We start from the raw sequence: 22,528 nt of genomic DNA on the forward strand, positions 1-22,528 counted from the left end.
AGCCCGTCAGCACCGCTGACGAATACGGCACGCGGACATACCGGCAGATGCTTGAAGACATCGCCGACGGACCGTGGGATCGAGACGAGACCGATCGTCTGAAGCTGTTGTGGTTCCTCGATCAACTGCCTGTCGCGGAACGATCGGTGATCGGTCGGCGGCTGCTCACGCATCTCGGCCGAACATCGGCTGTCAGCCAGGGCACGGCCCATTGGGACATGCGGCGCTACCTACTTGGAGCCGCGTACTTGCATCTTGGATACGTCGTCTGCAATCAATTCACCGAGCTGCATAAAGAGGCCTTCCGCAGGTGGACGATGCTCCGACATCACGAGTGGACATCTGCACTTGACCAGTCAATTCGTCCTGAGGCAGTCACCGTCGCGGTAATGCTGACACCGCGTCACGATGCTGTACGACCCTGGGACACAACGGTATTTGCAATTTTCGGCGATCAAGATTTGGACTCCGGCGATGTCGCGATTCTCGAACGACTCTGGAACCGGACGTAGTCCGATGGCCGCGGCACTCCGTTATGACACCAACAATTCTCGACTAGGCAGCGGACATCGGCACTCCCCGGGGCAGATTTCTCGTCCTGACGACCGCCGCCGCGGCTCACGCTTATTATGTAGCTCTCACCGCGCCATGTTCGCAAACCGCGACAGGTGCAGCTGATGGGCGACAGTCACGGTCTTGGTCGGGCCGTTACGGTGTTTCGCGAGAATTAAGTCCGCTTCGCCGCCGCGCGGATCGTCGCGCTCGAACGCATCCGGCCGGTGCAGCAGGATGACCATGTCACTATCTTGTTCGAGACTGTTATGGACTGAAATACCTTGTGCTACAAAGTTATTCGTGCCTGGAACAGTTCCGTCGTAGACATCCATCTCGCCAAGACTCGTAATCTCTACGATCTGATCCCAGAACACATCGCTGGTAGCTAGCGCATGAATCTCGCGGTCTTCAAGCAACGCCGCGGCACGGTGCAAGCGTCCCCGGCTGGGTGCGTGCTTCCACATCGTGGATCCGCAGAACTGGGTGCCCATGGCGGCAGCGAACTGCCGATGTGTCATCTCCCGGCTTACCAACGATGTCTTAACCTGAGACCACACTTCTTTTGGCACGGTGTCGAGGTTAGTGTTACGGACGACACGCTCAAGTTTAGCGAGCACCTTCTGTGCGGCAACGGCTTTCATACCATGTGCGCCTATTTGGTGGAGGAACCTTGTCTGGTTCTCCGCACCGTAGATGTACAGATGCCAGCAGTCGCGATATCCGGCCTTCAGCACCCGCTTGATCCGAGCGAATACCCCGACGCGAAGCAAAAGGGCTGCCACCTCATCGACCAGACGCCGGCTCGTCGACGCATAGTAAATGCGCGCTCCGCGAAATTTGTCGTCCCAACTCACCGAGCCATCAGTCGCCCACAGATGGCGTAGGAACAACGACACTTGATCGGTCGGCAATGCGAAAACCCGCTCCGGCACGAACTTCTCGTAGCTGCGCAATCCAAACAGCCCCAGCTCATCCAGCCATGCGGCAATCGGGTTACGTCGCCCGTGCGTCAAGTGGTATGGCGCTGGGAGTCGCAGTGTCGTGACCCGCGCTGCCGGGTAGTCGTCCCGCACGGCGGTCACACCAAAGTGGGCAGCGGAAATCGTCACCGCGGCCAGATTGGCTTCGTCGATCGAGGCATACCGGATCGGCTGGTTCTTGACGCAGGAGCCATCGCCGATCATGTGTGCGAGCAGTACCACCTCGGAGTCAGCCATTCGCTGCGTTGCAACCGGCTCGGGAACCCGACGCGGTACAGCAAGCCGGTCGCCAACCGTGAGCTGATCCAATGGAGTCCAGCCGTCGAGCGTCATGAACGGATGGTTACCGGTGGCCTCAACTTCACGTCCGGACGCCAACCGCAGCCGGAACACCTCCTTGCGGCCACTCGGGAACACGTTGGTCATGGGACGCGCCACCATCCGCAGTTGCTCGTCGAGCGACCACACCAGCGGCCGCTCACCCGTGCGCATCAGCTCACCGAAGGTGACCTCTGCACCGGTGTCAGCGCGCAGGATGCGCGTCGCAGCGGTGAGACAGCCCGATTCGCGAAGGTCCGATAACATCGGCTTCTTGTCGGTCCGCTGCTCGGGCCCACGGTTGAGCTGGCTGATGGCGATGACCGGGACCTCAAGTTCCTTGGCCAAAAGCTTTAAGTGCCTTGAGAATTCAGAGACCTCGACCTGACGCGATTCGAACTTCTTGCCCGAGGTCATCAGCTGCAGATAGTCGATCACGATCAGCCGCAGATCTGATTTCTGCCGCAGCCGCCGTGCTTTGGCGCGGATCTCCATCATCGTCAGGTTCGGTGAGTCGTCGATGAACAGTGGCGCCTCACTGATTTCGCTCATCCGCCGCGCCAGCCGGGTCCAGTCGTCGTCGCTCATCCGACCCGAACGCATATCGGCGAGCTTGATTTTCGCCTCGGCCGACAACAGCCGCATCACAATCTCCGACTTGCTCATTTCGAGCGAGAAGATCACGCTGGCCATCCGGTGCTTGATCGAGCAGGACCGCATGAAATCCAGCCCGAGCGTGGAGTTGTGCGTCGGCACCATGCCCCGGCCGGCCAGATACAGGCTGGCGCCGTTGTCGACCTGCACACAGCGCACCGGAACGCTGGTCACGCGTCGCACCGCGTCTAGCTGCAGCACCGGCGCCATCAGCGTTGTGCCGCCTTGGGTATAGCGCCCGATTGAGCCGGCGCCGGCGATGGTGTCCAGCCCGCACCGCAACTGGGCCGTGGTTCGGACGCCATAGCGTGTCGGCCACTGGTGATCGGCGTCGGCGACAATCACTGTCCCGTCGGAGAACTCGACCTCATAGCAGGGCCGGCCCAGCATCACCTCGGTCGCGGCTACCACTCGTGTCGGCTGCCCATCGGCGCTGAGCAACAGGTCGCCGACGGCGACATCGCCCATCGTGGTCCAACCGGTCGGTGTCGGCAGCGGGGTATCGAGCGCCAGCGCCTTGCCGACACCGGGTCGGGCCGCAACGATGATCATCTGCCCGGGATGCAGACCGTTGGTCACCTCGTCGAGTTCCACGAACCCGGTCGGCACACCGCGCGCCACCCCGCCGTTGGAGGCGATGGCGTCGATCTCGTCCATCGTCGGCTGCAGCAGGTCCTCCAGCGGGACGAAGTCCTCCGAGAGCCTGCGGTCGGCCACGTCGTAGATCTCGGCCTGCGCCCGGTCGACCACCTCGGCGACGTCGGCGCCTTCCGCACCGGCATAGCCGTACTGCACCACCCGGGTGCCGGCTTCGACCAGCCGGCGCAGCAGCGCCTTCTCGGCCACGATGCTCGCGTAGTAGCCGGCGTTGGCTGCCGTCGGCACCGTCGAGATCAGGTCGTGCAGATACGGCGCACCGCCGATCCGTCGCAGCAGACCGCGGCGGTCCAGTTCGGCGGCAACCGTCACCGCGTCGGCCGGCTCGCCACGGCCGTACAGATCGAGGATGGCGTCGTAGACGTTCTGGTTCGCCGGCCGGTAAAAGTCGCCTGGCCGCAACCGCTCCAGCACGTCGGCAATCGCGTCCTTGCTCAGCAGCATCCCACCGAGCACCGATTGCTCGGCCGCGAGATCCTGCGGCGGCTGGCGGCCGAAGTCTTCGCTGGGGGCATCCGTGCCGGGGTTTCCGAGATCGTCAACGACCGCCATGAGCTCCCCACCTCCTCCGGCACACCGGTCGAACGTCCATTCGATCCCGATGCTGTGAACGCTAGGTCAATGCACCGACACTGCCGAGCGCCGGGTTGACGGTAAGGGTTGCTGGCACGGACTCCAAACGGTGTTGTTTATGAAGCTGTGGATCGACTGTGCATATCTGTCAGCGGCTGTGTTAGGGGGGTGTGGAGAACCTGTGGAGCACTGTCGAGCCGGACCGCATTACTGCAGATAAGCGCACCACAACGGCACGCAAATTGTGTGGATGGGAATCTCTTCGGCGTGTCGTGTCAGGTTGCCGACTCGGGCGTGTTGCATTGCGGCCGACTATGCCTCGCGTTAACAGACGGTTACGTTCGCTAATGGGCGTCCGCGGGAAAAGTTCGCCAGCCCAACGCCGACAACCCCGGCGGCGCCGCTTTGGGCTCCCGCCGGGGTGGGGGTGGAACGGGTCAGCTTTCGGCGACGACGTCCAGCGCGATCTCGACGTTGACGTCGGGATGCAGATGCACCGTGATCGGGTGGCTGCCGAGCGCCTTGATGTGCGCCTTGGGCAGCCGGATGATGCGCTTATCCAAGTTGGGGCCGCCGGCCTTCTTGATCGCGGCCACGACGTCGCCAGCGGTCACCGACCCAAACAGCTTGCCGCTGTCACCGGACGTCTTGACCGGCAGCGACACCCCATCCAGCCCCTCGATTGCCGCCTTGAGTTCGTTGGCGTGGTCCAGGTCGCGCACCTGCTTGGTTTCGCGGGCACGACGGATATCGTCGACCTGCTTCTGCGCGCCCCGAGACGCGACGATCGCCAGCCCCCGCGGCAGCAAGAAGTTGCGTCCATACCCGTCTTTAACCTCGACGGTGTCACCGACGGAACCCAAGTGGTCGACCTCGGCAGTCAAAATCAGCTTCATCGTTTCGTGCTTTCGTTCTGCGGTGCGGATTTACCGCGCCGAGGAGGTGAAGGGCAGCAGCGCTACCTCGCGGGCGTTCTTGACCGCGAGCGCGATGTCACGCTGATGCTGGACGCAGTTGCCGGTCACCCGGCGAGCGCGGATCTTGCCGCGCTCGCTGATGTAGGTGCGCAGCAACGTGGTGTCCTTGTAGTCGATCACTTGGTCCTTCTTGGCGCAGAACACGCACTTGCGCGTCTTGACCGGCTTTTCCGGAGCCGGACGCCGCTTATTGGACTTGGCCATTGTTTGTCTCTTTCGTTCTGTCGTTCAGGTATCAGAAGGGAGGCTCGTCGTCACCGCCGCCGAACGAGCCGGAGGCGGGGGCGCTGCCCCACGGGTCGTCGCCGCCGCCAGCCGCGGGGGCTTGCGCGGGCGCCGGGCGGGAGCCGCCGCCGCCACCACCGCCGAAGCCGCCACCGCCGCCGCCACTGCGGCTGACCTTGTTGACCTTGGCGGTGGCGTAGCGAAGCGAGGGGCCGATCTCGTCGACCTCGACCTCGAACACCGTGCGCTTCTCGCCTTCGCGGGTTTCGAATGAACGCTGCTTGAGCCGGCCCTGCACGATCACCCGGGAACCCCGGGTCAGGCTTTCCGCGACGTTCTCCGCAGCTTCCCGCCAGATGTTGCACCGCAGGAACAGCGCTTCGCCGTCTTTCCATTCGCCGGCTTGGCGGTCATAGATCCGCGGGGTCGAGGCCACGGTGAAGTTCGCCACCGCAGCACCGGACGGGGTGAACCGAAGTTCGGGGTCAGCGGTCAGGTTTCCGACAACGGTGATGGTGGTGTCACCAGCCACAACGACCTCCTGGCATCGGCGGGTGGATTGTCATTTCGCTGAGCCTACGCAAGGGCTACGACGCCCCGCGACCATTCGCCCACAGGCCTAGTGCTTGTCGGTGCGCATCACCTTGGTGCGCAGCACCGACTCGTTGAGGCTGAGCTGACGGTCAAGCTCGGACACCGTCGCCGGCTCGGCTTTGACGTCGATCACGGCGTAAATGCCCTCAGGGTGTTTCGCGATCTCGTACGCCAGCCGGCGCTTGCCCCAGATGTCGACCTTGTCTACCGTGCCGCCGTCCTTGCGGATGACATTGAGAAAGGCCTCCAACGACGGAGCTACGGTGCGCTCGTCGAGAGTGGGGTCAAGGATGACCATGATTTCGTATGGACGCATGGGAACCTCATCACCTCCTATGGTCGTCTGCGGCCACGGTCTTCTCCGTGGCAGGAGGGTCGCCTGCGTCGGCAACCGACTCAGGCTACCGGACAGTGCTTGTGCCTGCGAAATCCGACAGCTGCCGTCGAGACTGCGGTGACGGCGTCGAGACTGCGGTCAGGTCGTGACTCGGGCGATTTTCTCGCTCTGGGCGCAGGCTCGGCGAGGCGGGGGCGCGGGCTGTAGCCAACCCGGCAGCCAGCGCGGCGGAGCATCGTCGGCGCGATCGAACACTCCGCCCGCTGGATCGTCGATACGCCCGCGCCAACGGACCAGGTCTTCATCGGGGCGATAAATCTGGCGCACCACGATCGCGCACAGCACCACCACCGCGACGTCGCGCACCAGCACCGCCGCGGTGAACCACTGTTCGGGCAGCCCACGGTTGGGCACGCCGTAGAGGTAGTACATCCGCGGTATCCACACCAACGCATCCAGCGTCATCCACGCCAACAGCACCCGGCGGTGCGGCAATGCCAACACCGCAAGCGGCACCAGCCACAGCGAGAACTGCGGGCTCCACACCTTGTTGGTTAACAGGAAGGCCGCGACCACCAAAAATGCCAACTGCGCAACGCGGGGCCGCTGCGGGGCGGTCAATGCGACGTAACCGATTGCCAGGCAACACAACACGAACGACACCGCCACGACGGTGTTCAGCACCGTCGGCGGCTGCCAGAAACCCAGGGAGGGATCGAAACCTTGCCAACCGGTGAACGATTTGACGACGTTGTACAGCGAATCCATGTCGTCGCCCCGGCGGGTGTTGAGCCGGAAAAACTCCGACCAGCCGCGCGGAAACAGCACCATCACCGGCAAATTCACCAGTAGCCACGTCGCAACCGTCGTGGCCGCGGTGCGGGCCAGCTCACCGAGGCGACCGGTCCTGATACCCAACACCAGCAACGGGCCCAACAACAACAATGGGTAGAGCTTGGCGGCAACGCCAAGGCCGATCAGCACACCGGCCCACACCGGCCGTCGGCGCGACCACGCCAGCAGGCCGCCCATCGCGAAAGCCGTTGCCAACGCATCGAAATTCGTGAACATCTGAAAGATGATCACCGGCGACGCGGCGACCAGCGCCGCATCCCACACCCGCCGGCCCGATAATCGCGCGGTGGCCCACACGGTAGCCAGCCACGCCAACGCCAGGCCCAGCGCAGCAACGTCGAAGAACACCACCACTTCGGCGATCACCGGCAGCGGGATCAGCTTGCTCAACGCGGTATAGGTCTTGGCCAACGCCATCGACACGTACTGGTAGACGCCAGTCAACACCGGGTATTCCATATAGCGGACCGCGGGTTGACCGTCGTAACGAACCTGTGGTTTGCCGCTGCCGTCGGTCTCGACCCAGCTCGACTTGTAGGGAAACTTGCCCTGGCTCAACAACTCTGCACCGTAAAGCGGCACCGTGTCGGAGTAGCACAGCTCGTAATAGGCCCGCTGATTTTGCCAATTGGCCACCCGATGGTCCCCGGGCCCAGACCCGGTGGACACCAGACACGGCGCCTTGGTCGACCATCCCAGCGCCATGAACACCAGCGCAAACACGAACATCACCCGCAACGGTGTCCACAACCTGGTCCGGCCGATCAACGCATGCCGGCCCACCGGACCACCGATGACGCCCGCCAGTGCCGAACCCAAAAAGTCGGTACGGCTTGGACAATCGCGCTCGTCGACAGTACGTAAGTCAGCAGCCAAGAGCCCCGGTGAAACCGTGGCGGAACGGCCTGGCGAGGCGTCCGTCACGGCGGCGGAACAGGCGCCTCGGGTGCTCCGGGCGCCGGCCCGACGGGGACGGCGGGAGCGGCGGGGATGGTGGTGGGTGGTCCGATCGGGATGGTGATGCCGGGGGCCACTTCGATGCTGGGCTGGATAACCGTCCCGGGTGGCGGCTCCTCCGGCTTGGGTGGCGGCGGTGGTGGCGCAGCTGGGACACCGGCGTACCCGCCGATTTCGGTTGGCTTGGAGAAGGTTTCGCTGTTTGTGCCCTTCAGCGCACCATCCATCGTCGCCTTCCAGATGTCGGACGGCAGCCCCGAACCGTAGACCGGCGAGCCCCATTTGTTGACCAGTGGCTCGTTGTCCTGGGTGGTGCCCACCCACACTGCCGTCGACAATGACGGGGTGTAGCCGACCATCCAGGCGTCCTTGTTGGCGTCGGTGTCGCCCAATTGGGTGGTCCCGGTCTTGGCCGCCGATGGCCGGCCCCCGGCGAGGTTGTGCCCGCGTGAGTACCCGGCGATCGGTTGCATGGCTGACGTGACGTTGTCGGCGACGGCCTTGTCTATGCGCTGTTCGCCGGAGTTATCCGACGTGCTGGCGTCGAAAAGCACTTTGCCGTCGGAGTTGACCACCTTTTGCACGAAATGCGGCGGGTGGTAGACGCCGGAGTCGGCCAGCGTGGCGTACGCGGAGGCCATGTCGATCACCCGGGTCTGATACTGGCCCAACACGATCCCGTTGTTCGGCGGTCCGCCCTCACCGTCTTCGGACAGCGTGTGCGACACCCCCGGGAAGCTGGTGGCGATGCCCGCTTGGTGTGCGGCCTCGGCGACGTCCTCGGGACCGTTTTTGAGTTTGAGCATCAGCCGGTAATAGGAGGTGTTCAACGACCGTTTGAGCGCTTCGGCAATGTTGCAGGTTCCACAGCTTTCACCCTCGACATTGCTGATCTTGATGCCGTCGACCGTGAGCGGGGAGCTGTCGACCTGATATCCCAGGCCGATGCCTTGTTGCAACGCGGCGATCAGAGCGAACACCTTGAACGACGACCCGGTCTGCAGACCGGCCTGGGCGAAGTCGAAGCCGTAGGCATCCGTCCCGCCGTAATAGGCCTTCACCGCGCCGTCATGCGGATCGATCGAAACCACCGCGGCCCGCATGTCGGGATCCTGTCCCTCGAGGTACTTCGCAACCGCCTTCTCGGCAGCCTTCTGGGCCTGCAGATCGATACTGGTGGTGATCTGCAGGCCCTGCGTGTTGAGGGTCTGCTCGTCGATGTTGAACAGCTCGAGCAGCTCCTTGGTCACCTGCCGCTCGATCAGACCGTTAGGCCCGGTGGTTTGGTTCTGGGCACTGGCCTGGTCCGGTGGCACCGTCGCCGGAAACTCTTGGGTAGCGCGGTCCTTCGGCGTCAACGCCTCAGTTTCGACCATGCCGTCGAGCACCCAGTTCCACCGGATTCTGGCGCCTCCTGGGTCGACGGCGGGATCCAGTGTCGACGGGCGCTGGATCAGCGCGGCCAGCAGCGCGCCTTCGGCGACGTCGAGTTGCTCGACGGGTTTGTCGAAGTAGGCCTTGGCTGCTGCCGAAATCCCGTACGCGCCGCGGCCGAAGTAGATGATGTTGAGGTAGGCCTGCAGCACATCGTCTTTGGACCACTCCCCCGACATCTTGGTGGCGATGACGAGTTCTTTGGCCTTGCGGATCAATCCGCTCACCCCGGCGCGCTGCGAGCCCACCAGTGCGTTCTTGACGTATTGCTGGGTGATCGTCGAGCCGCCCTGCGTATCGCCGCCGAAGACGTTGTTCTTGACCGCCCGAGCGAAACCCGAGAGCGAGAACCCTGGGTTGGAATAGAAATTGCGGTCTTCGGCGGCGAGTACTGCCTGGCGCACGTGCACCGGCACTTGGTTGATGTTGACGTCGACCCGGTTGCCTTCGGGTGGAACAATTTTGGCGAGTTCCGAGCCGTCACTGGACAGGATCGTCGACACCTGGTTGGTCCGGATGTCGCCGGGATTGGGCACGTCGACGATGAGGTAGGCCATCGCGAACGTGACGATCGGCAACAGCAACACCACCGCCGCGGTCACGTAGAGCCCACGCCGGACCCACATCCAGTTGATCCGCCGCAGCCAAGTCCAGTCCAGCTGGCGGAACCACTCCCAGTTCGGTTGCGCCGGGCCGCGGGGTGGCGGACCGGGCGGGCTGCCACCGGGCGGCTTTCCGCCGCCACGCCGTTCCCCGAGGGATGCCGCCCGTTCGCCGAGGAGATCGTCCCGTGCGCTTCTCGCTGGCGAGCTGGCGTCCAGCGCGGCCTTGACCGCCTCGATCGGGTCGCGCAGTCGCTGTGATCGGTCGTCGGTGACCGGTGGAAGAATCGTCGTCAATCGGTCGTCGGGCGGGACGGGACGACGCTGCCGCGGGCCGGGTGTTCGATGCCCACCGCGGTATTTGGCACTTTCCGGTCGGCGCTCGGACTCACCGTCGGCCGCTGACCCGCTGGGGCCGTCAGTGGCTGACCGGTCTTGGCGCCCTTCGTTATTCACTGGCCGTGCGTGCGCCGTTGCGCGCCGTCCGCGTGCTGCGCAATCCCCCGGGCGGGCTGGCGGGGCGTGCGGTGCCGAGCACATACGACTTGACCAGGTGATTCCAGCTGCAGGTCCGGCATACCTCCACGACGTGTACCGAGAACTCCTCGTAGCGAGACGCCAGCACCACCAGCTCCTCGGCGGTGCGCGCCGAACCGGAAACCGCGCCCAGATGGTCGCCGAACACCCACGACACCAGCGTGAGCTGCTCCTTGCGGCAGATCGGGCACATCACCGGGCTGGGCTTGCCGTGGAACTTCGCGGCGCGCAGCAGATACGGGTTGGCGTCACAAACTTCGGACACCCCGGTTCGCCCCGAATAGACCTCGGCCAACAGTGAGCGACGCCGAAGCGCATAGTCCACTACCTGTCGCTGCAATCGCACGCCCACCAGAGTACGACGAGTGACCGAGTACCGATGTGTGACGGACCCGGCGAACGAGTTCGAGCTGCGCGTTTCTGCGTTGCGGCGCATTGTGGGCTCTACGATCATCGCCGTGGCGACGCGGCAAACGACGGCGACCCGGGCCAAAGACAGCGACCGGGACGACACGTGCAAGATTCTCGACGGCGCGCTCAACGAGGGCCAGCTGTCGATGGAGGAGCACCGGGAACGGATCAGCGCGGCCACCAGTGCGGTGACACTTGGTGATCTGCACACGCTGGTGGGTGATCTGCAGACGGCCAGCGCCCCGGTGCAACTGCCGGCACTCGCCAAATCCCCGACGCTCGGCAGCCGCGGTATCGCCGCGGCCGCGCTGGTCGTCGCGGTGTTGCTCGGCATCGGAATCGGTTGGGGTCTCTACGGCAATACCAGCTCGCCGCTGAGCTTCACGTCGGATCCCGGCGAAAAACCCGACGGTATCGCGCCGGTGGTACTGACGCCGCCGCGTCAGCTGCAGTCGCTGGGCGGCTTGACCGGGCTGATGGAGCAGGCGCGCAAGAAGTTCGGCGACACCATGGGCTATCGCCTGGTGATCTACCCCGACTACGCGTCGATGGAGCGCGCGGACCCCAATGAGCAGCGCCGGCAACTGAGCTACACCTATCGCGGCGGGTGGGGCGATCCGACCAGCTCAGCTAAAAGCAGTGACGCTGCGCTCGTCGACTTGGGGCAGTTCGACCCGAAGGCGACGGTCGGCATTCTGCGGGGCGCACCGGAAACGCTGGGAATCAAGCCGGCCGACGTCAAGTCCACCTATCTGATCGTGCAGCCCTCGCGCGACTCGACCACGCCGCAGGCACTGTCACTGTCGGTGTATGTCTCCAGCGACTACGGCGGCGGATACATCGAGTTCGCCGGTGACGGCTCCGTCAAACGGGTGAACTACCCGTCCTGACCAGTTGAACGCAGTGCGAACACCAGCTGGTGTGGTGGCAAATATATCGGGGCGATACTATTGCGCGAAGCTATACCCCGACACATCCAACCGTCGTAACGGCCGAGCAAAGGAGGTGCCTCGATGCTGGAGCTTGCCATCCTCGGCCTTCTGCTCGAGTCGCCCATGCACGGCTACGAGCTGCGCAAACGGCTGACCGGTCTGCTCGGCGCGTTTCGGGCGTTTTCCTACGGGTCGCTCTACCCGGCGCTGCGCCGCATGCAGGCCGACGGGCTGATCGCCGAGGACGCCGCCCCCGCCGGGACGCCGGTGCGACGGGCCCGTCGGGTGTATCAGCTGACCGACGCCGGCCGCCAGCGGTTTTCTGAGCTGGTGGCCGACACCGGGCCACACAACTACACCGACGACGGCTTCGGGGTGCACTTGGCGTTCTTCAACCGCACCCCGGCCGAAGCTCGGATGCGCATCCTGGAGGGCCGGCGCCGCCAGGTCGAGGAACGCCGTGAGGGCCTGCGTGAAGCAGTGGCGCGGGCCAGCAACTCGTTCGACCGCTACACCCGCCAGCTGCACCAGCTCGGGCTGGAGTCGAGCGAACGGGAAGTCAACTGGCTCAACGAGCTGATCGCAGCCGAACGCGTGGCGCAACACCGCGCGGAGCAGTCCTAGAACAATCCAGCAACACCGAAATACCCACGACACAGGGAGAAGTAAGGAGAACGCCCTAATGACTGACCAAACCGCGGCAGAGGCGTCGACAGAAATCCGGGTCGCCATCGTCGGCGTCGGCAACTGCGCGTCCTCGCTGGTACAGGGCGTCCAGTACTACCAGAACGCTGACGAGGCGGCCTCGGTGCCGGGCCTGATGCACGTGCGCTTCGGGCCGTACCACGTGCGCGACGTCAAGTTCGTCGCCGCGTTTGATGTGGACGCCAAGAAGGTCGGCTTCGATTTGTCCGAGGCGATCTTCGCGTCGGAGAACAACACCATCAAGATCGCCGACGTGCCGCCCACCGACGTGGTGGTGCAGCGGGGCCCGACGTTGGACGGCATCGGCAAGTACTACGCCGACACCATCGAGGTGTCCGACGTCGACGCCGTCGACGTCGTGAAGGCGCTGCGCGACGCCAAGGTCGACGTGCTGGTCTCCTACCTGCCGGTCGGCTCGGAAGAGGCCGACAAGTTCTACGCCCAGTGCGCGATCGACGCAGGAGTCGCGTTCGTCAACGCGTTGCCGGTGTTCATCGCCTCCGACCCGGCGTGGGCCAAGAAGTTCGTCGACGCAGGAGTGCCGATTGTCGGCGACGACATCAAGAGTCAGGTCGGCGCGACGATCACCCACCGGGTGATGGCCAAGCTGTTCGAGGACCGCGGTGTGCAGCTTGACCGCACGATGCAGCTCAACGTGGGCGGCAACATGGACTTCCTCAACATGCTCGAGCGTGAGCGGCTGGAGTCGAAGAAGATCTCGAAGACGCGGGCCGTGACGTCGAACCTGCAGCGCGAGTTCAAGACCAAGGACGTGCACATCGGCCCGTCCGACCACGTCGGCTGGCTCGACGACCGCAAGTGGGCCTATGTGCGGCTGGAAGGCCGCGCGTTTGGCGATGTGCCGCTGAACCTGGAGTACAAGCTCGAGGTGTGGGACTCGCCCAACTCGGCGGGCGTCATCATCGACGCGGTGCGGGCGGCCAAGATCGCCAAGGACCGCGGGATCGGTGGCCCGATCGTGCCGGCGTCGGCCTACCTGATGAAGAGCCCGCCGAAGCAGCTGCCCGACGACGTCGCGCGCGCCCAACTCGAACAGTTCATCATCGGTTAGCCCACGAGAGTGCAACTGCCGACGGCTCTTCTTGGAAAATGCGTAGCTAGTTGCACTTTCGCGGCAGAGTAGCGATGACCGACGACGAACTGGCCGGACTCTCCGAGTTCGCGCTGCTGCATGAAAACGCCGAACAGGCCGGCGTGACACGCCGGCTACCGGACGTGCACCGGATCGACACCGGCGGCATCAGCGCGCTGCGCTGGGATGAGCGCCCGCCGCGGGTGATCTTCCTGCACGGCGGCGGGCAGAACGCGCACACCTGGGACACCGTGATCGCCGGGGTGGGCGAGCCGGCGTTGGCCATGGATCTGCCCGGCCACGGCCATTCGACGTGGCGCGACGACGGTGACTACTCGCCGCAGCTCAACGCCGACGCCCTGGCGCCGGTGCTGCGCACCCTGGCGCCGAACGCCGAGCTTGTTGTCGGCATGTCGCTCGGCGGGCTCACCGCGATCCGGTTGGCGGCGATGGCACCAGAACTCGTCAAGGAACTCGTGCTCATCGACGTCACTCCGTCGGCGTTGCAGCGGCACGCCGAAATGACCAAGGAACAACAGGGCACCGTAGCGTTGATGCACGGCGAGCGCGAGTTCCCCAGCTTCGAAGCGATGCTGGAGCTGACCACCGCCGCCGCGCCACATCGGGACCCGAAAGCGTTGCGCCGCGGCGTGTTCCACAACTCTCGGCGGCTCGACGACGGCCGCTGGACGTGGCGCTACGACGCCATCCGCACCTTCCCCGACTTCGCAAGTCTGTGGACCGACGTCGACACCCTGCGCGCGCCCGTCACCCTGATTCGCGGCGGCGCCTCCGGCTTCGTCAGCGACGATGACGTCGCTGAATTGCGCCGTCGCGCACAGCATTTCCGGAGCGCGCACATCGTCGAGAATTCTGGGCACTCGGTGCAAAGCGACCAGCCTCGCGCACTGGTCGACATCCTGCGGGCAGTGCTCGACGCGCGCTGAGCCAGATGACCAACGACGATTACCACGCCACCTCTGTCGGGCGGCCGCGTGACACGTCGATCGATGAGCGGGTGCTGTCGGTGACGCGGGAACTGCTGGCGGAAGTCGGCTGGGACGACCTGAGTATGCGCTTGGTGGCGGCGCGGGCCGGGGTGGGCCGATCCAGCGTGAACCGTCGCTGGGCCACTAAAGCAGAGTTGGTGCTGCACGCCATATTGGGCGAAACCCCCGATCTGTCACCATTTTCCGGTACCGACGTAACCGGCTGGATTCAGTGGGTGGTGCGCGGCAGTCACGAACTTTTCAGCAGAGCCGACGTGCGGGCGGCGGTGCCGGGCTTGCTGCTGGCGCTCAGTGAAAACGACGACCTCCGCAAGACCTTGTGGGCGGAGTTCAGCGGCCCCGCAGTCCGGCTGTTCGCCGAGGACGTGAACGCGACGACGCGTCCCGAACGACGACGCGCCGACCTCGACGCCCGGGCGTCGCTGGCGATGGCGGCGGGCGCCGCGCTATTCGCGACGACGATTGCGGTCGAAGACGACTCCCCGGCGCTACGAAACCGGATCGCGCAATTGCTGACTACGGCGATCACCGCGTCCCGTGCGCAATGACTCGATGATCGCGGCTTTCGGGCTGCGCCAGGTGATCCCGAGCTCGCGCAACGTCTTGCTGTCGTCGGTGGGGGTGGCGGCGGTCAACAGCATTGCCGCCTCGTAGCTCAGCCCGTCGGCAAGCGTCACATACCGGCCGGCCACGTCGGCGAGACGGCCTATGCCACGAAACACGCTCGGCGACAACGGGACACGTCGCACTCGTCGCTCCAAACCCTCTTCGAGCGCGTCGACCATCTCGTCGAAGCTGAGCAGCTGCCCGCCACAGACGTAGCGGCGGGGGCCCCGGCCGGCTTCCATCATCCGCGAGTGCACGTCGGCGACGTCACGCACGTCGACCATCTGCATGCCGCCCCGCACGCTCGGCGCGACCGCCCAGCGCACGATCGGCGCCCAGCCTCGCTCGGTCACCCCGGGGGCGGTGCCGAACGCGGGGCCCACCACGCTCGAGGGATAGGTGACCACGACCGGTGCGCCGGCTTCCTGCAGTCGGCGGGCGACCCGGTCGGCGTAGCCCTTGGTCTTGGCATAGGCGCTGCGGCCACTTGCCGTCGGCGAGTCCGGTGAGATGATCCCGTTCGGCGGCGGGAACAAGGCACTGTAGCTGCTCACCGACACCACCGGATCGAGGCCAAGCTCGACGGCGCGGGTGAGAATCATTTCGGTTGCATAGGCGTTGATGTCCCACATCGCCTGGGCCCGGCGTTCATCGGTGCCGACAATGCCAGCGGCATGCAACACGGCATCAGCGCCGCTCAGCAGTTCTTCGATCGTCGACGCCGCCCGAACGTCGCCGACGACGACCGTCACGGAGCCGAGCGTGCGGAACCGCTCGACGACGGCGGCCGGGTCATCCGGTGCCACTAACAGACTCACCTGGTGGCCGGTCTGTAGCAGCGCGCGCACGGTGTGCGCCCCTAAATAGCCGGTTCCGCCAGTGACCGCGATGCGCACCGATCAGCCTCCTCGCCGTGACGGAACCCTCCGCCGTACTATATTTCGATGCCAATGGTATCGAAACTAGCGTTCACGTCAACGCGGCTGGGCCCGCTGACCCTGAAGAACAGGTTCGTCAAAGCGGCGACGTTTGAGGGCGTGATGCCACGCGGCCAGGTCAGCGATGCGCTGATCGATTTCCACGTCGAAGTCGCCCGCGGCGGAGCGGCCATGACGACCGTCGCCTACTGCGCCACTTCGCCCGGTGGCCGGGTTCATCGCGACACCGTCGTACTGGACCGCGATCGCATATCGCAGCTGCGCCGGCTCACCGACGCGGTCCATTCCGAGGGCGCCCTGGTCTGCGCGCAGATCGGCCATGCGGGGCTGGTCGCCAACACGCGGTCGAATCGGACACCGACGCTGGCCCCGTCAACTCGGCTCAGCGCACCGGCCATGGGGCTGGTGCGGGCCGCTACCACCGAACAACTCGACGGCGTCATCGACGACTTCGCGGCAGCCGCCGCCAACGCCGTCGAAGCGGGCTTCGACGCGATCGAAATCCACATGGGCCACGGTTATCTGCTCAGCTCGTTCTTCAGCCCGAATGTGAACAAGCGCGCCGAGCTGGCCCGTCGCGTAGTTGAGCGCGTTCGGCTCACCGTCGGGCAATCTGTGGCCGTCACCGCGAAGTTCAACATGGACGACGGGGTCCGGGGCGGCTTCTGGCTGACCGACAGCCTGCCCACGGCGCGCCTCCTGGAATCCGACGGACACCTCGATGCGCTGCAACTGACCGGAGGCAGTTCGCTACTCAATCCGATGTACTACTTCCGCGGCGATGTCCCTCTCGACGAGTTCATCGCCTCTCAGCCTCGGCTGGTGGGATTGGGCCTACGGGTTATCGGTCGACGGATGTTCCGCGCCTACCCTTTTGAAGAAGCGTTCTTCTTGCCGCTCGCGCGTCAATTCCGGGCGGCGCTGTCGATGCCGCTGATGTTGCTCGGCGGGATCAACCGGCTCGACACCGTCGAAAAGGCGCTTGACGACGGGTTCGAGTTGGTGGCCATGGCCCGCGCGCTGCTCCGAGACCCGAACCTGGTCAATGCCTTCCGTGAGGGCAGCGCCCGCGAAGGGCTGTGCATCCACTGCATGAAATGCATGCCCACCGTCTACAGCGGAACACACTGTCCGGTCCGCCACATTGCGAGCGGCCTGCCGACCGGATGAGCTCGAGTCCTACGGTGGTGGCATGACTCGCCCCGTCCGTATCGCCGTGCAACTGCAACCCCAACACGCCCCGAAATACAGCTACCTCCGTGACGCGGTCCGCCGCTGCGAAGACATCGGTGTCGACATCGCATTCAACTGGGACCATTTCTTTCCGCTCTACGGCGACCGCGACGGCGCCCACTTCGAATGCTGGACGATGCTGGCTGCCTGGGCCGAGCAGACGTCGCGCATCCAGCTCGGTGCGCTGGTCAGCTGCAACTCCTACCGCAATCCGGAACTGCTCGCCGACATGGCCCGCACTGTCGACCACATTTCCGACGGCCGGCTGATCCTGGGCATCGGCTCCGGCTGGAAACGCCGAGACTACGACGAGTACGGCTACGAATTCGGCACTGCGGGCAGCCGACTCGATGACCTGGCTCTCGCGCTGCCCCGCATCAAAGCGCGGCTGGGCAAGCTCAATCCGGCCCCCACCCGCCAGATCCCGCTACTGATCGGCGGTGAGGGGGAGAAGAAGACGCTGCGCCTGGTCGCCGAGCATGCCGACATCTGGCACAGCTTCGCCAATACCGAGAGCTATCCGGCCAAGTCGGCGGTACTGGCCGACCACTGCAGCACTGTCGGTCGCCCGGCAGAAGAGATCGAACGCTCGACGGCGGTGGGCGGCGAGACCGGCCGTGGCGGGGCGGATGAGCTGATCGCCGAGGCGGAGGCACTGGTCGGCCTCGGTGTCACCATGCTGACCGTTGGCTGCAACGGCCCGGACTACGACCTAACCGCGGCAGAAACGTTGTGCCGCTGGCGGGATCGCGGGTAGGCCATTCACAGCCACGCATGAGAAACTGGCCCGCGGATTCGTCGACGGGAATTGAGCGATGCCCAAGAAATACGGGGCGAAGGAAAAGGATCAGGTTGTTGGCTACATCCTCAACCAAATCCTGACCGGCAAGCTGCGCACCGGCGACCGCGTCGACCGCAACGAAGTCGCCAGGGAGCTGGGGATGAGCCGCGTCCCGATTCAGGAAGCCGTCGTGCAGCTGGAACACGACGGGGTGCTGTCCACCCAGTACCACCGCGGCGCGTTCGTCGAGCGGTTCGACGAGGACACCATTCTCGAGCATCACGAGCTGCACGGTGTGCTGACCGGCATCGCCTCGGCGCGGGCCGCCGCCAACCCCACCCCACGGATCCTCGATCAGCTCGACGCCCTCATCCGCACACTGCGCAGCGCGAAGGAACCACGCGCCTTTCAGCAGACCGCGCGCGAATACCGGCGCGCCGTCAACGACGAATATGCCGGTCCGCGACTCCACGCCGCGATCCGAGCCTCGGCGAGCCTGATTCCGCGGGCGTTCTTGCTCAGCTACCCCAACGTCGTCGCCGAGATGTTGCCGTTTTACGAGGCGGAGACCGCCGCGATCCACCGCCGCGACCCCGACGCCGCACGGGCCGCCTGCAGCGGCTGCGCCGCGTTGATGGCCAAGATCATGGTGACCGAACTCGTGCGCCGTGGAGTGCTCGCTCCGCCGCAGAAGCCCGCCGTCGCGTTCTGAGCCAGCCCGGCTGAACGTGGCCGAACCGACCGTCGGCCGATACCTTGCGGTTATGGATTTCAACCCCGGCTGCGCAGCAAAGCTGTTCGCGCTGATCGCCACGACACTGCTGGTCTGCAGCCTTGGAACGGCCGCACCGGCAGTGGCGAATCCCGACAGGTGCACCCCGCCCGGACTGGAGAGCGCGACCGAGTTACCTCCCAAACTGGCCACGGCGAAACGCACTCACGAGGACAAGTACACGACCGCCAGCGTCGAGCCGCTGTCTTCGGTGGACGTCGCTGCGCTGGGTCTCATCACGCCGGGCACGTTGACGGTCGGCACCATGTCGGAATCACCGCCAAACGCCTGCATCAACGCAGCCGGGCAGTTCACCGGTTTCGACAACGAGGTGCTGCGGGCCATCGCCGCAAAATTGGGCTTGCAGGTCCGCTTCGTCGGTACCGACTTCGCCGGACTGCTCGCCCAGGTGGCGTCGCGGCGCTTCGACGTCGGCTCGGCGTCCATCATGGCCAGCGAAGCGCGGCGACGCATCGTCAGCTTCACCAACGGCTATGACTTCGGCTATGCCTCCCTGGTCGTCCAGCCAGGCTCGCCGATCACCGGATTCGACGACCTCGCCGCCGGGCAGCGGATCGGTGTCGTCCAGGGCACCGTGCAGGACGCCTACGTCACCGAGACGTTGGGCCTGCAGCCAGTGAAGTTCCCCGACATCATCACTGCTTACAGCAGCCTCAAGACTCATCAGATCGACGCCTGGGTCGCGGGTGGACTGGAGGCGATGAACGCCGTGCGGCCCGGCGACCCCGCCGCGATCGTCGCCAACTCGTTCAACGAGGGCGACTTCGTGGCCTACGCCGTCGCGAAAGACAACCGACCGCTGCTCGATGCGCTGAACTCGGGACTGGACGCTGTTATCGCCGACGCCACCTGGTCGGGTCTGTACTCGGAATGGGCGCCGCGCCCGCTACCGCCAGACTGGAAACCGGGATCGAAGGAAGCGCTGACACCACACCTGCCGGACTTCGCCAAGATCGCCGAGCGTCATCACCGACCCAAGGCCGGACCGCCCGCACCGACGTCCACGCTCGCCCAATTGCGGGAATCCTTCCTCGACTGGAACCTTTACAAACAGACGATTCCGGTACTACTCAAAACCGGGCTGCCCAACACCTTGATATTGACCATCAGCGCCAGCGTCATCGGGTTGGGCGTCGGGATTGTGCTGGCCGTCGCCGGGATCTCCCGCACTCGGTGGCTGCGGTGGCCGGCACGGATGTACACCGACATCTTCCGCGGCCTGCCCGAAGTGGTGATCATCTTGCTGATCGGCCTGGGTGTGGGCCCGATCGTCGGCGGGCTGACCAACAACAACCCCTACCCGCTGGGTATTGCCGCGCTGGGGTTGACCGCCGCGGCGTATGTCGGTGAAATCTTCCGCTCGGGAATCCAAAGCGTCGAGTCCGGGCAGCTGGAAGCCTCCCGTGCGCTGGGGCTCAGCTACCGGTCGTCGATGCGGCTGGTGGTGGTTCCGCAGGGGATACGGCGGGTGCTGCCGGCGCTGGTCAACCAGTTCATCGCGCTGCTGAAGGGCTCGGCGTTGGTCTACTTCCTCGGGCTGATCGCCGGGCAACGTGAGCTGTTCCAGGTCGGCCGGGATTTCAACGCGCAGACTGGCAGCCTCTCGCCCTTGGTGGCGGCTGGGATCTTCTACTTGATCCTGACCGTTCCGCTGACCCACCTGGTGAACTTCGTCGACAATCGGCTTCGCCAGGGCCGCGCCTCAGCAGAGCCAGAAGATCCCCTCGACCGGATTGCCTCGACAACCGGGCAGGAGATGACGTGACAGAAAGTATCGAGCGCCCGCAGCCGGTATCGTTGGCGGGCAAGGACATTCATTTGGCATTCGGTACGAACACGGTGCTGCGCGGCGTGGACGTCGAGGTGCCCGCAGGCAGCACGGTAGCGGTGATCGGCCCGTCGGGCTCCGGCAAGTCGACGTTGCTGCGGACCCTGAATCGGTTACACGAGCCCGACCGTGGCGACGTCCTGCTCGATGGTCGCTCGGTGCTGGCCGAGGACCCCAACCGGCTGCGCCAGCGCATCGGCATGGTGTTTCAGCACTTCAACCTGTTCCCGCATCGCAGCGTGCTGGATAACGTCATGTTGGCGCCGCGCAAGCTGAAACGGCTGCCGGCCGACGCCGCCCGCGAGCTGGCGCTGGCCCAACTGGACCGAGTCGGCATGAAACACAAAGCCGACAGCCGTCCCGGCGCGCTGTCGGGCGGGCAGCAGCAACGGGTCGCGATCGCCCGCGCGTTGGCGATGGCGCCGCAGGTGATGTTGTTCGATGAAGCCACCTCGGCGCTGGACCCCGAGCTGGTCAAAGGCATCCTGGCGCTGATCGCTGACCTCGGCGACGAGGGAATGACGATGGTGGTCGTGACCCATGAAATGGGTTTCGCCAGGTCAACCTCGGATTCCGTGGTTTTCATGGATAACGGCGCAGTGGTGGAAACCGGGGCGCCCGAGCAGATCTTCGAGGCGGCTACAACCGAGCGGTTGCAACGGTTCCTCTCCCAAGTACTTTGACAGTACAACTGATTTTCGGCCTGCCTGAGGCCCATCAGGTTAGACTGGCGAATTATGGCGGAACGTGAAGCCACCGTGCCCGAAGTGACACAGCTGGCTGAAGGTCTACACCGCACACTGTCCAAACTTTTCACGATCCTGCGCCGCGGTGACCCCTCCGCGGGCGCCGCGACGGCCGGCGAACTCACCCTGGCGCAGTTGTCGATCCTGGTGACGCTGCTCGACCAGGGCCCGATCCGCATGACCGACCTGGCCGCACACGAACGGGTCCGCACCCCGACCACCACGGTGGCGATTCGCCGATTGGAGAAGGTCGGCCTGGTCAAGCGGTCCCGCGACCCCTCTGACCTGCGCGCGGTGCTGGTGGATATCACGCCTCGCGGCCTGGCGGTCCACCGCGAGTCGCTGTCCAACCGGATCGCCGCCTTGGCCGGAATGCTCAGTCAGCTCAGCGAATCCGACCTGGACACGCTGACCAAAGCACTGCGGCCGCTGGAACGCCTCGCCGGTGGCGACGTGGCCGACGGGCCCGCCGACGCCTCGCCTGCCCACGAGCAGGCCTGAAAGCCGCAGAGCCACAACACTTCCGCTGATATGCCGACCGCACTCATCACCGGCGCCAGCCGTGGTATCGGTGCTGCAATTGCCGAGGCCCTGGCACCGACGCATAACCTGCTGCTGGCTGCGCGCCCGTCGGCGCGCCTCGACGCCGTCGCCGATCGCCTCGCCGCTACGACCTTCCCGCTGGACCTGACCGACACCGACGCGATCGCCGCCGACGCCGCCTCGATCACGGAACTCGATGTGCTGGTGCACAACGCGGGGGTGTCGCTGCCCGGCCATGTCGGCGATACCACCGTCGACCAGTGGCGCACCACGTTCGCAGTCAATGTCGTTGGGGCGGTGGCTGTTACGTTGGCGCTGCTGCCCGCCCTGCGACGCACTCACGGCCAGGTGGTGTTCGTCAACTCCGGGTCGGGCCGCACCGTGTCACCGGGGATGCCCTCCTACTCGGCGAGCAAGTTTGCGCTCCGCGCATTCGCCGATTCACTGCGCGCCGATGAGCCCGCGCTGCGCGTCACCACCGTCTACCCGGGCCGCGTCGACACCGACATGCAACGAGACCTGGTCGCGTTCGAGGGCGGCGAATATGACCCCGGCCGCTTTTTGCGGCCACAAACCGTCGCCGAGGTGGTCGCCAATGTGGTGGCCACCCCGCCCGACGGTCATGTGCACGAAGTAGTGATCCGCCAACGCTGA

Annotated in this window: 21 protein-coding genes and 1 pseudogene; 13 read left to right on the forward strand and 9 right to left on the reverse strand. The window is 65.2% G+C overall.

Going from position 1 to position 22,528, the window contains the following annotated elements:
* Positions 1-512 (forward strand): annotated as a pseudogene (locus tag AC5Y5W_RS22980) (hypothetical protein); the annotation flags it as partial.
* Between the two features lie 126 nt (positions 513-638).
* Here the strand turns inward: AC5Y5W_RS22980 and AC5Y5W_RS22985 are convergent.
* From AC5Y5W_RS22985 to AC5Y5W_RS23020, 8 genes are all read right to left on the reverse strand, one after another.
* On the reverse strand, positions 639-3,716 hold the full coding sequence (locus AC5Y5W_RS22985; RefSeq protein WP_500012330.1) for a replicative DNA helicase: 3,078 nt from the start codon (positions 3,714-3,716) through the stop codon (positions 639-641).
* A 458-nt stretch (positions 3,717-4,174) separates the two neighbouring features.
* On the reverse strand, positions 4,175-4,633 hold the full coding sequence (gene rplI / locus AC5Y5W_RS22990) for a 50S ribosomal protein L9 (RefSeq protein WP_500012328.1): 459 nt from the start codon (positions 4,631-4,633) through the stop codon (positions 4,175-4,177).
* Between the two features lie 30 nt (positions 4,634-4,663).
* Positions 4,664-4,918 carry a 30S ribosomal protein S18 gene (gene rpsR / locus AC5Y5W_RS22995; protein ID WP_499889787.1) on the reverse strand — a complete coding sequence of 85 codons (255 nt, stop codon included), beginning with the start codon at positions 4,916-4,918 and terminating at the stop codon, positions 4,664-4,666.
* Between the two features lie 31 nt (positions 4,919-4,949).
* A complete protein-coding gene (locus tag AC5Y5W_RS23000; RefSeq protein ID WP_499889789.1) occupies positions 4,950-5,471 on the reverse strand; it encodes a single-stranded DNA-binding protein in 522 nt (173 codons plus the stop codon).
* Positions 5,472-5,558: 87 nt separating this feature from the next.
* Complete coding sequence (gene rpsF / locus AC5Y5W_RS23005) at positions 5,559-5,849, reverse strand: 30S ribosomal protein S6 (protein ID WP_499889791.1); 291 nt, start codon at positions 5,847-5,849, stop codon at positions 5,559-5,561.
* Positions 5,850-6,008: 159 nt separating this feature from the next.
* Positions 6,009-7,649, reverse strand: a complete 1,641-nt coding sequence (locus tag AC5Y5W_RS23010; RefSeq protein ID WP_500012327.1) for a glycosyltransferase family 87 protein — start codon at positions 7,647-7,649, stop codon at positions 6,009-6,011.
* Entirely contained in the window at positions 7,646-10,174 is a 2,529-nt protein-coding gene (locus AC5Y5W_RS23015; RefSeq protein ID WP_500012325.1) for a transglycosylase domain-containing protein, read from the reverse strand. The genes AC5Y5W_RS23010 and AC5Y5W_RS23015 overlap by 4 nt, the downstream gene beginning before the upstream one ends.
* Entirely contained in the window at positions 10,167-10,601 is a 435-nt protein-coding gene (locus AC5Y5W_RS23020; RefSeq protein WP_500012323.1) for a DUF5318 domain-containing protein, read from the reverse strand. Before AC5Y5W_RS23020 ends, AC5Y5W_RS23015 begins: the two co-directional genes overlap by 8 nt.
* Positions 10,602-10,713: 112 nt before the next feature.
* Between AC5Y5W_RS23020 and AC5Y5W_RS23025 the strand changes: the two genes are divergently transcribed.
* The 5 genes from AC5Y5W_RS23025 (at position 10,714) to AC5Y5W_RS23045 (ending at position 14,954) form a co-directional block, all read left to right on the forward strand.
* Complete coding sequence (locus tag AC5Y5W_RS23025) at positions 10,714-11,556, forward strand: DUF1707 SHOCT-like domain-containing protein (protein ID WP_500012321.1); 843 nt, start codon at positions 10,714-10,716, stop codon at positions 11,554-11,556.
* A 123-nt stretch (positions 11,557-11,679) separates the two neighbouring features.
* Positions 11,680-12,222: a PadR family transcriptional regulator gene (locus AC5Y5W_RS23030; protein ID WP_499889799.1), complete on the forward strand. Its 543-nt coding sequence runs from the start codon at positions 11,680-11,682 to the stop codon at positions 12,220-12,222.
* Positions 12,223-12,280: 58 nt separating this feature from the next.
* On the forward strand, positions 12,281-13,375 hold the full coding sequence (locus AC5Y5W_RS23035) for an inositol-3-phosphate synthase (RefSeq protein ID WP_500012319.1): 1,095 nt from the start codon (positions 12,281-12,283) through the stop codon (positions 13,373-13,375).
* 74 nt (positions 13,376-13,449) lie between these two features.
* Complete coding sequence (locus tag AC5Y5W_RS23040) at positions 13,450-14,343, forward strand: Rv0045c family esterase (protein WP_500012318.1); 894 nt, start codon at positions 13,450-13,452, stop codon at positions 14,341-14,343.
* A 5-nt stretch (positions 14,344-14,348) separates the two neighbouring features.
* Complete coding sequence (locus tag AC5Y5W_RS23045) at positions 14,349-14,954, forward strand: TetR/AcrR family transcriptional regulator (RefSeq protein ID WP_500012316.1); 606 nt, start codon at positions 14,349-14,351, stop codon at positions 14,952-14,954.
* Here AC5Y5W_RS23045 and AC5Y5W_RS23050 read toward each other — a convergent pair.
* Positions 14,895-15,908: an NAD-dependent epimerase/dehydratase family protein gene (locus AC5Y5W_RS23050; protein ID WP_500012314.1), complete on the reverse strand. Its 1,014-nt coding sequence runs from the start codon at positions 15,906-15,908 to the stop codon at positions 14,895-14,897. The genes AC5Y5W_RS23045 and AC5Y5W_RS23050 overlap by 60 nt on opposite strands.
* A 54-nt stretch (positions 15,909-15,962) precedes the next feature.
* On the opposite strand from AC5Y5W_RS23050, the gene AC5Y5W_RS23055 reads away from it, so the two are divergent.
* Genes AC5Y5W_RS23055 through AC5Y5W_RS23085 form a run of 7 tightly spaced genes read left to right on the forward strand, consistent with a single transcriptional unit; the run spans position 15,963 to position 22,528 of the window.
* Positions 15,963-17,120, forward strand: a complete 1,158-nt coding sequence (locus AC5Y5W_RS23055) for an NADH:flavin oxidoreductase (RefSeq protein WP_500012312.1) — start codon at positions 15,963-15,965, stop codon at positions 17,118-17,120.
* A 22-nt stretch (positions 17,121-17,142) separates the two neighbouring features.
* Positions 17,143-17,940 (forward strand): LLM class F420-dependent oxidoreductase, encoded by a 798-nt coding sequence (locus AC5Y5W_RS23060; RefSeq protein WP_500012310.1) that lies wholly within the window; start codon positions 17,143-17,145, stop codon positions 17,938-17,940.
* Between the two features lie 58 nt (positions 17,941-17,998).
* Entirely contained in the window at positions 17,999-18,676 is a 678-nt protein-coding gene (locus AC5Y5W_RS23065; protein ID WP_500012308.1) for a GntR family transcriptional regulator, read from the forward strand.
* Positions 18,677-18,728: 52 nt separating this feature from the next.
* The gene (locus tag AC5Y5W_RS23070) at positions 18,729-20,522 is read left to right on the forward strand and encodes an ABC transporter substrate-binding protein/permease (protein WP_500012306.1); all 1,794 of its coding nucleotides are present in this window, start codon (positions 18,729-18,731) and stop codon (positions 20,520-20,522) included.
* Positions 20,519-21,268: an amino acid ABC transporter ATP-binding protein gene (locus AC5Y5W_RS23075; protein WP_500012304.1), complete on the forward strand. Its 750-nt coding sequence runs from the start codon at positions 20,519-20,521 to the stop codon at positions 21,266-21,268. The genes AC5Y5W_RS23070 and AC5Y5W_RS23075 overlap by 4 nt, the downstream gene beginning before the upstream one ends.
* A gap of 54 nt (positions 21,269-21,322) precedes the next feature.
* Positions 21,323-21,832 carry a MarR family winged helix-turn-helix transcriptional regulator gene (locus AC5Y5W_RS23080; RefSeq protein WP_499889816.1) on the forward strand — a complete coding sequence of 170 codons (510 nt, stop codon included), beginning with the start codon at positions 21,323-21,325 and terminating at the stop codon, positions 21,830-21,832.
* 30 nt (positions 21,833-21,862) lie between these two features.
* Positions 21,863-22,528, forward strand: coding sequence for an SDR family oxidoreductase (locus tag AC5Y5W_RS23085; protein WP_500012303.1), 666 nt, complete (start codon positions 21,863-21,865; stop codon positions 22,526-22,528).

The organism is Mycobacterium sp. NGS51 (genome assembly GCF_059812525.1).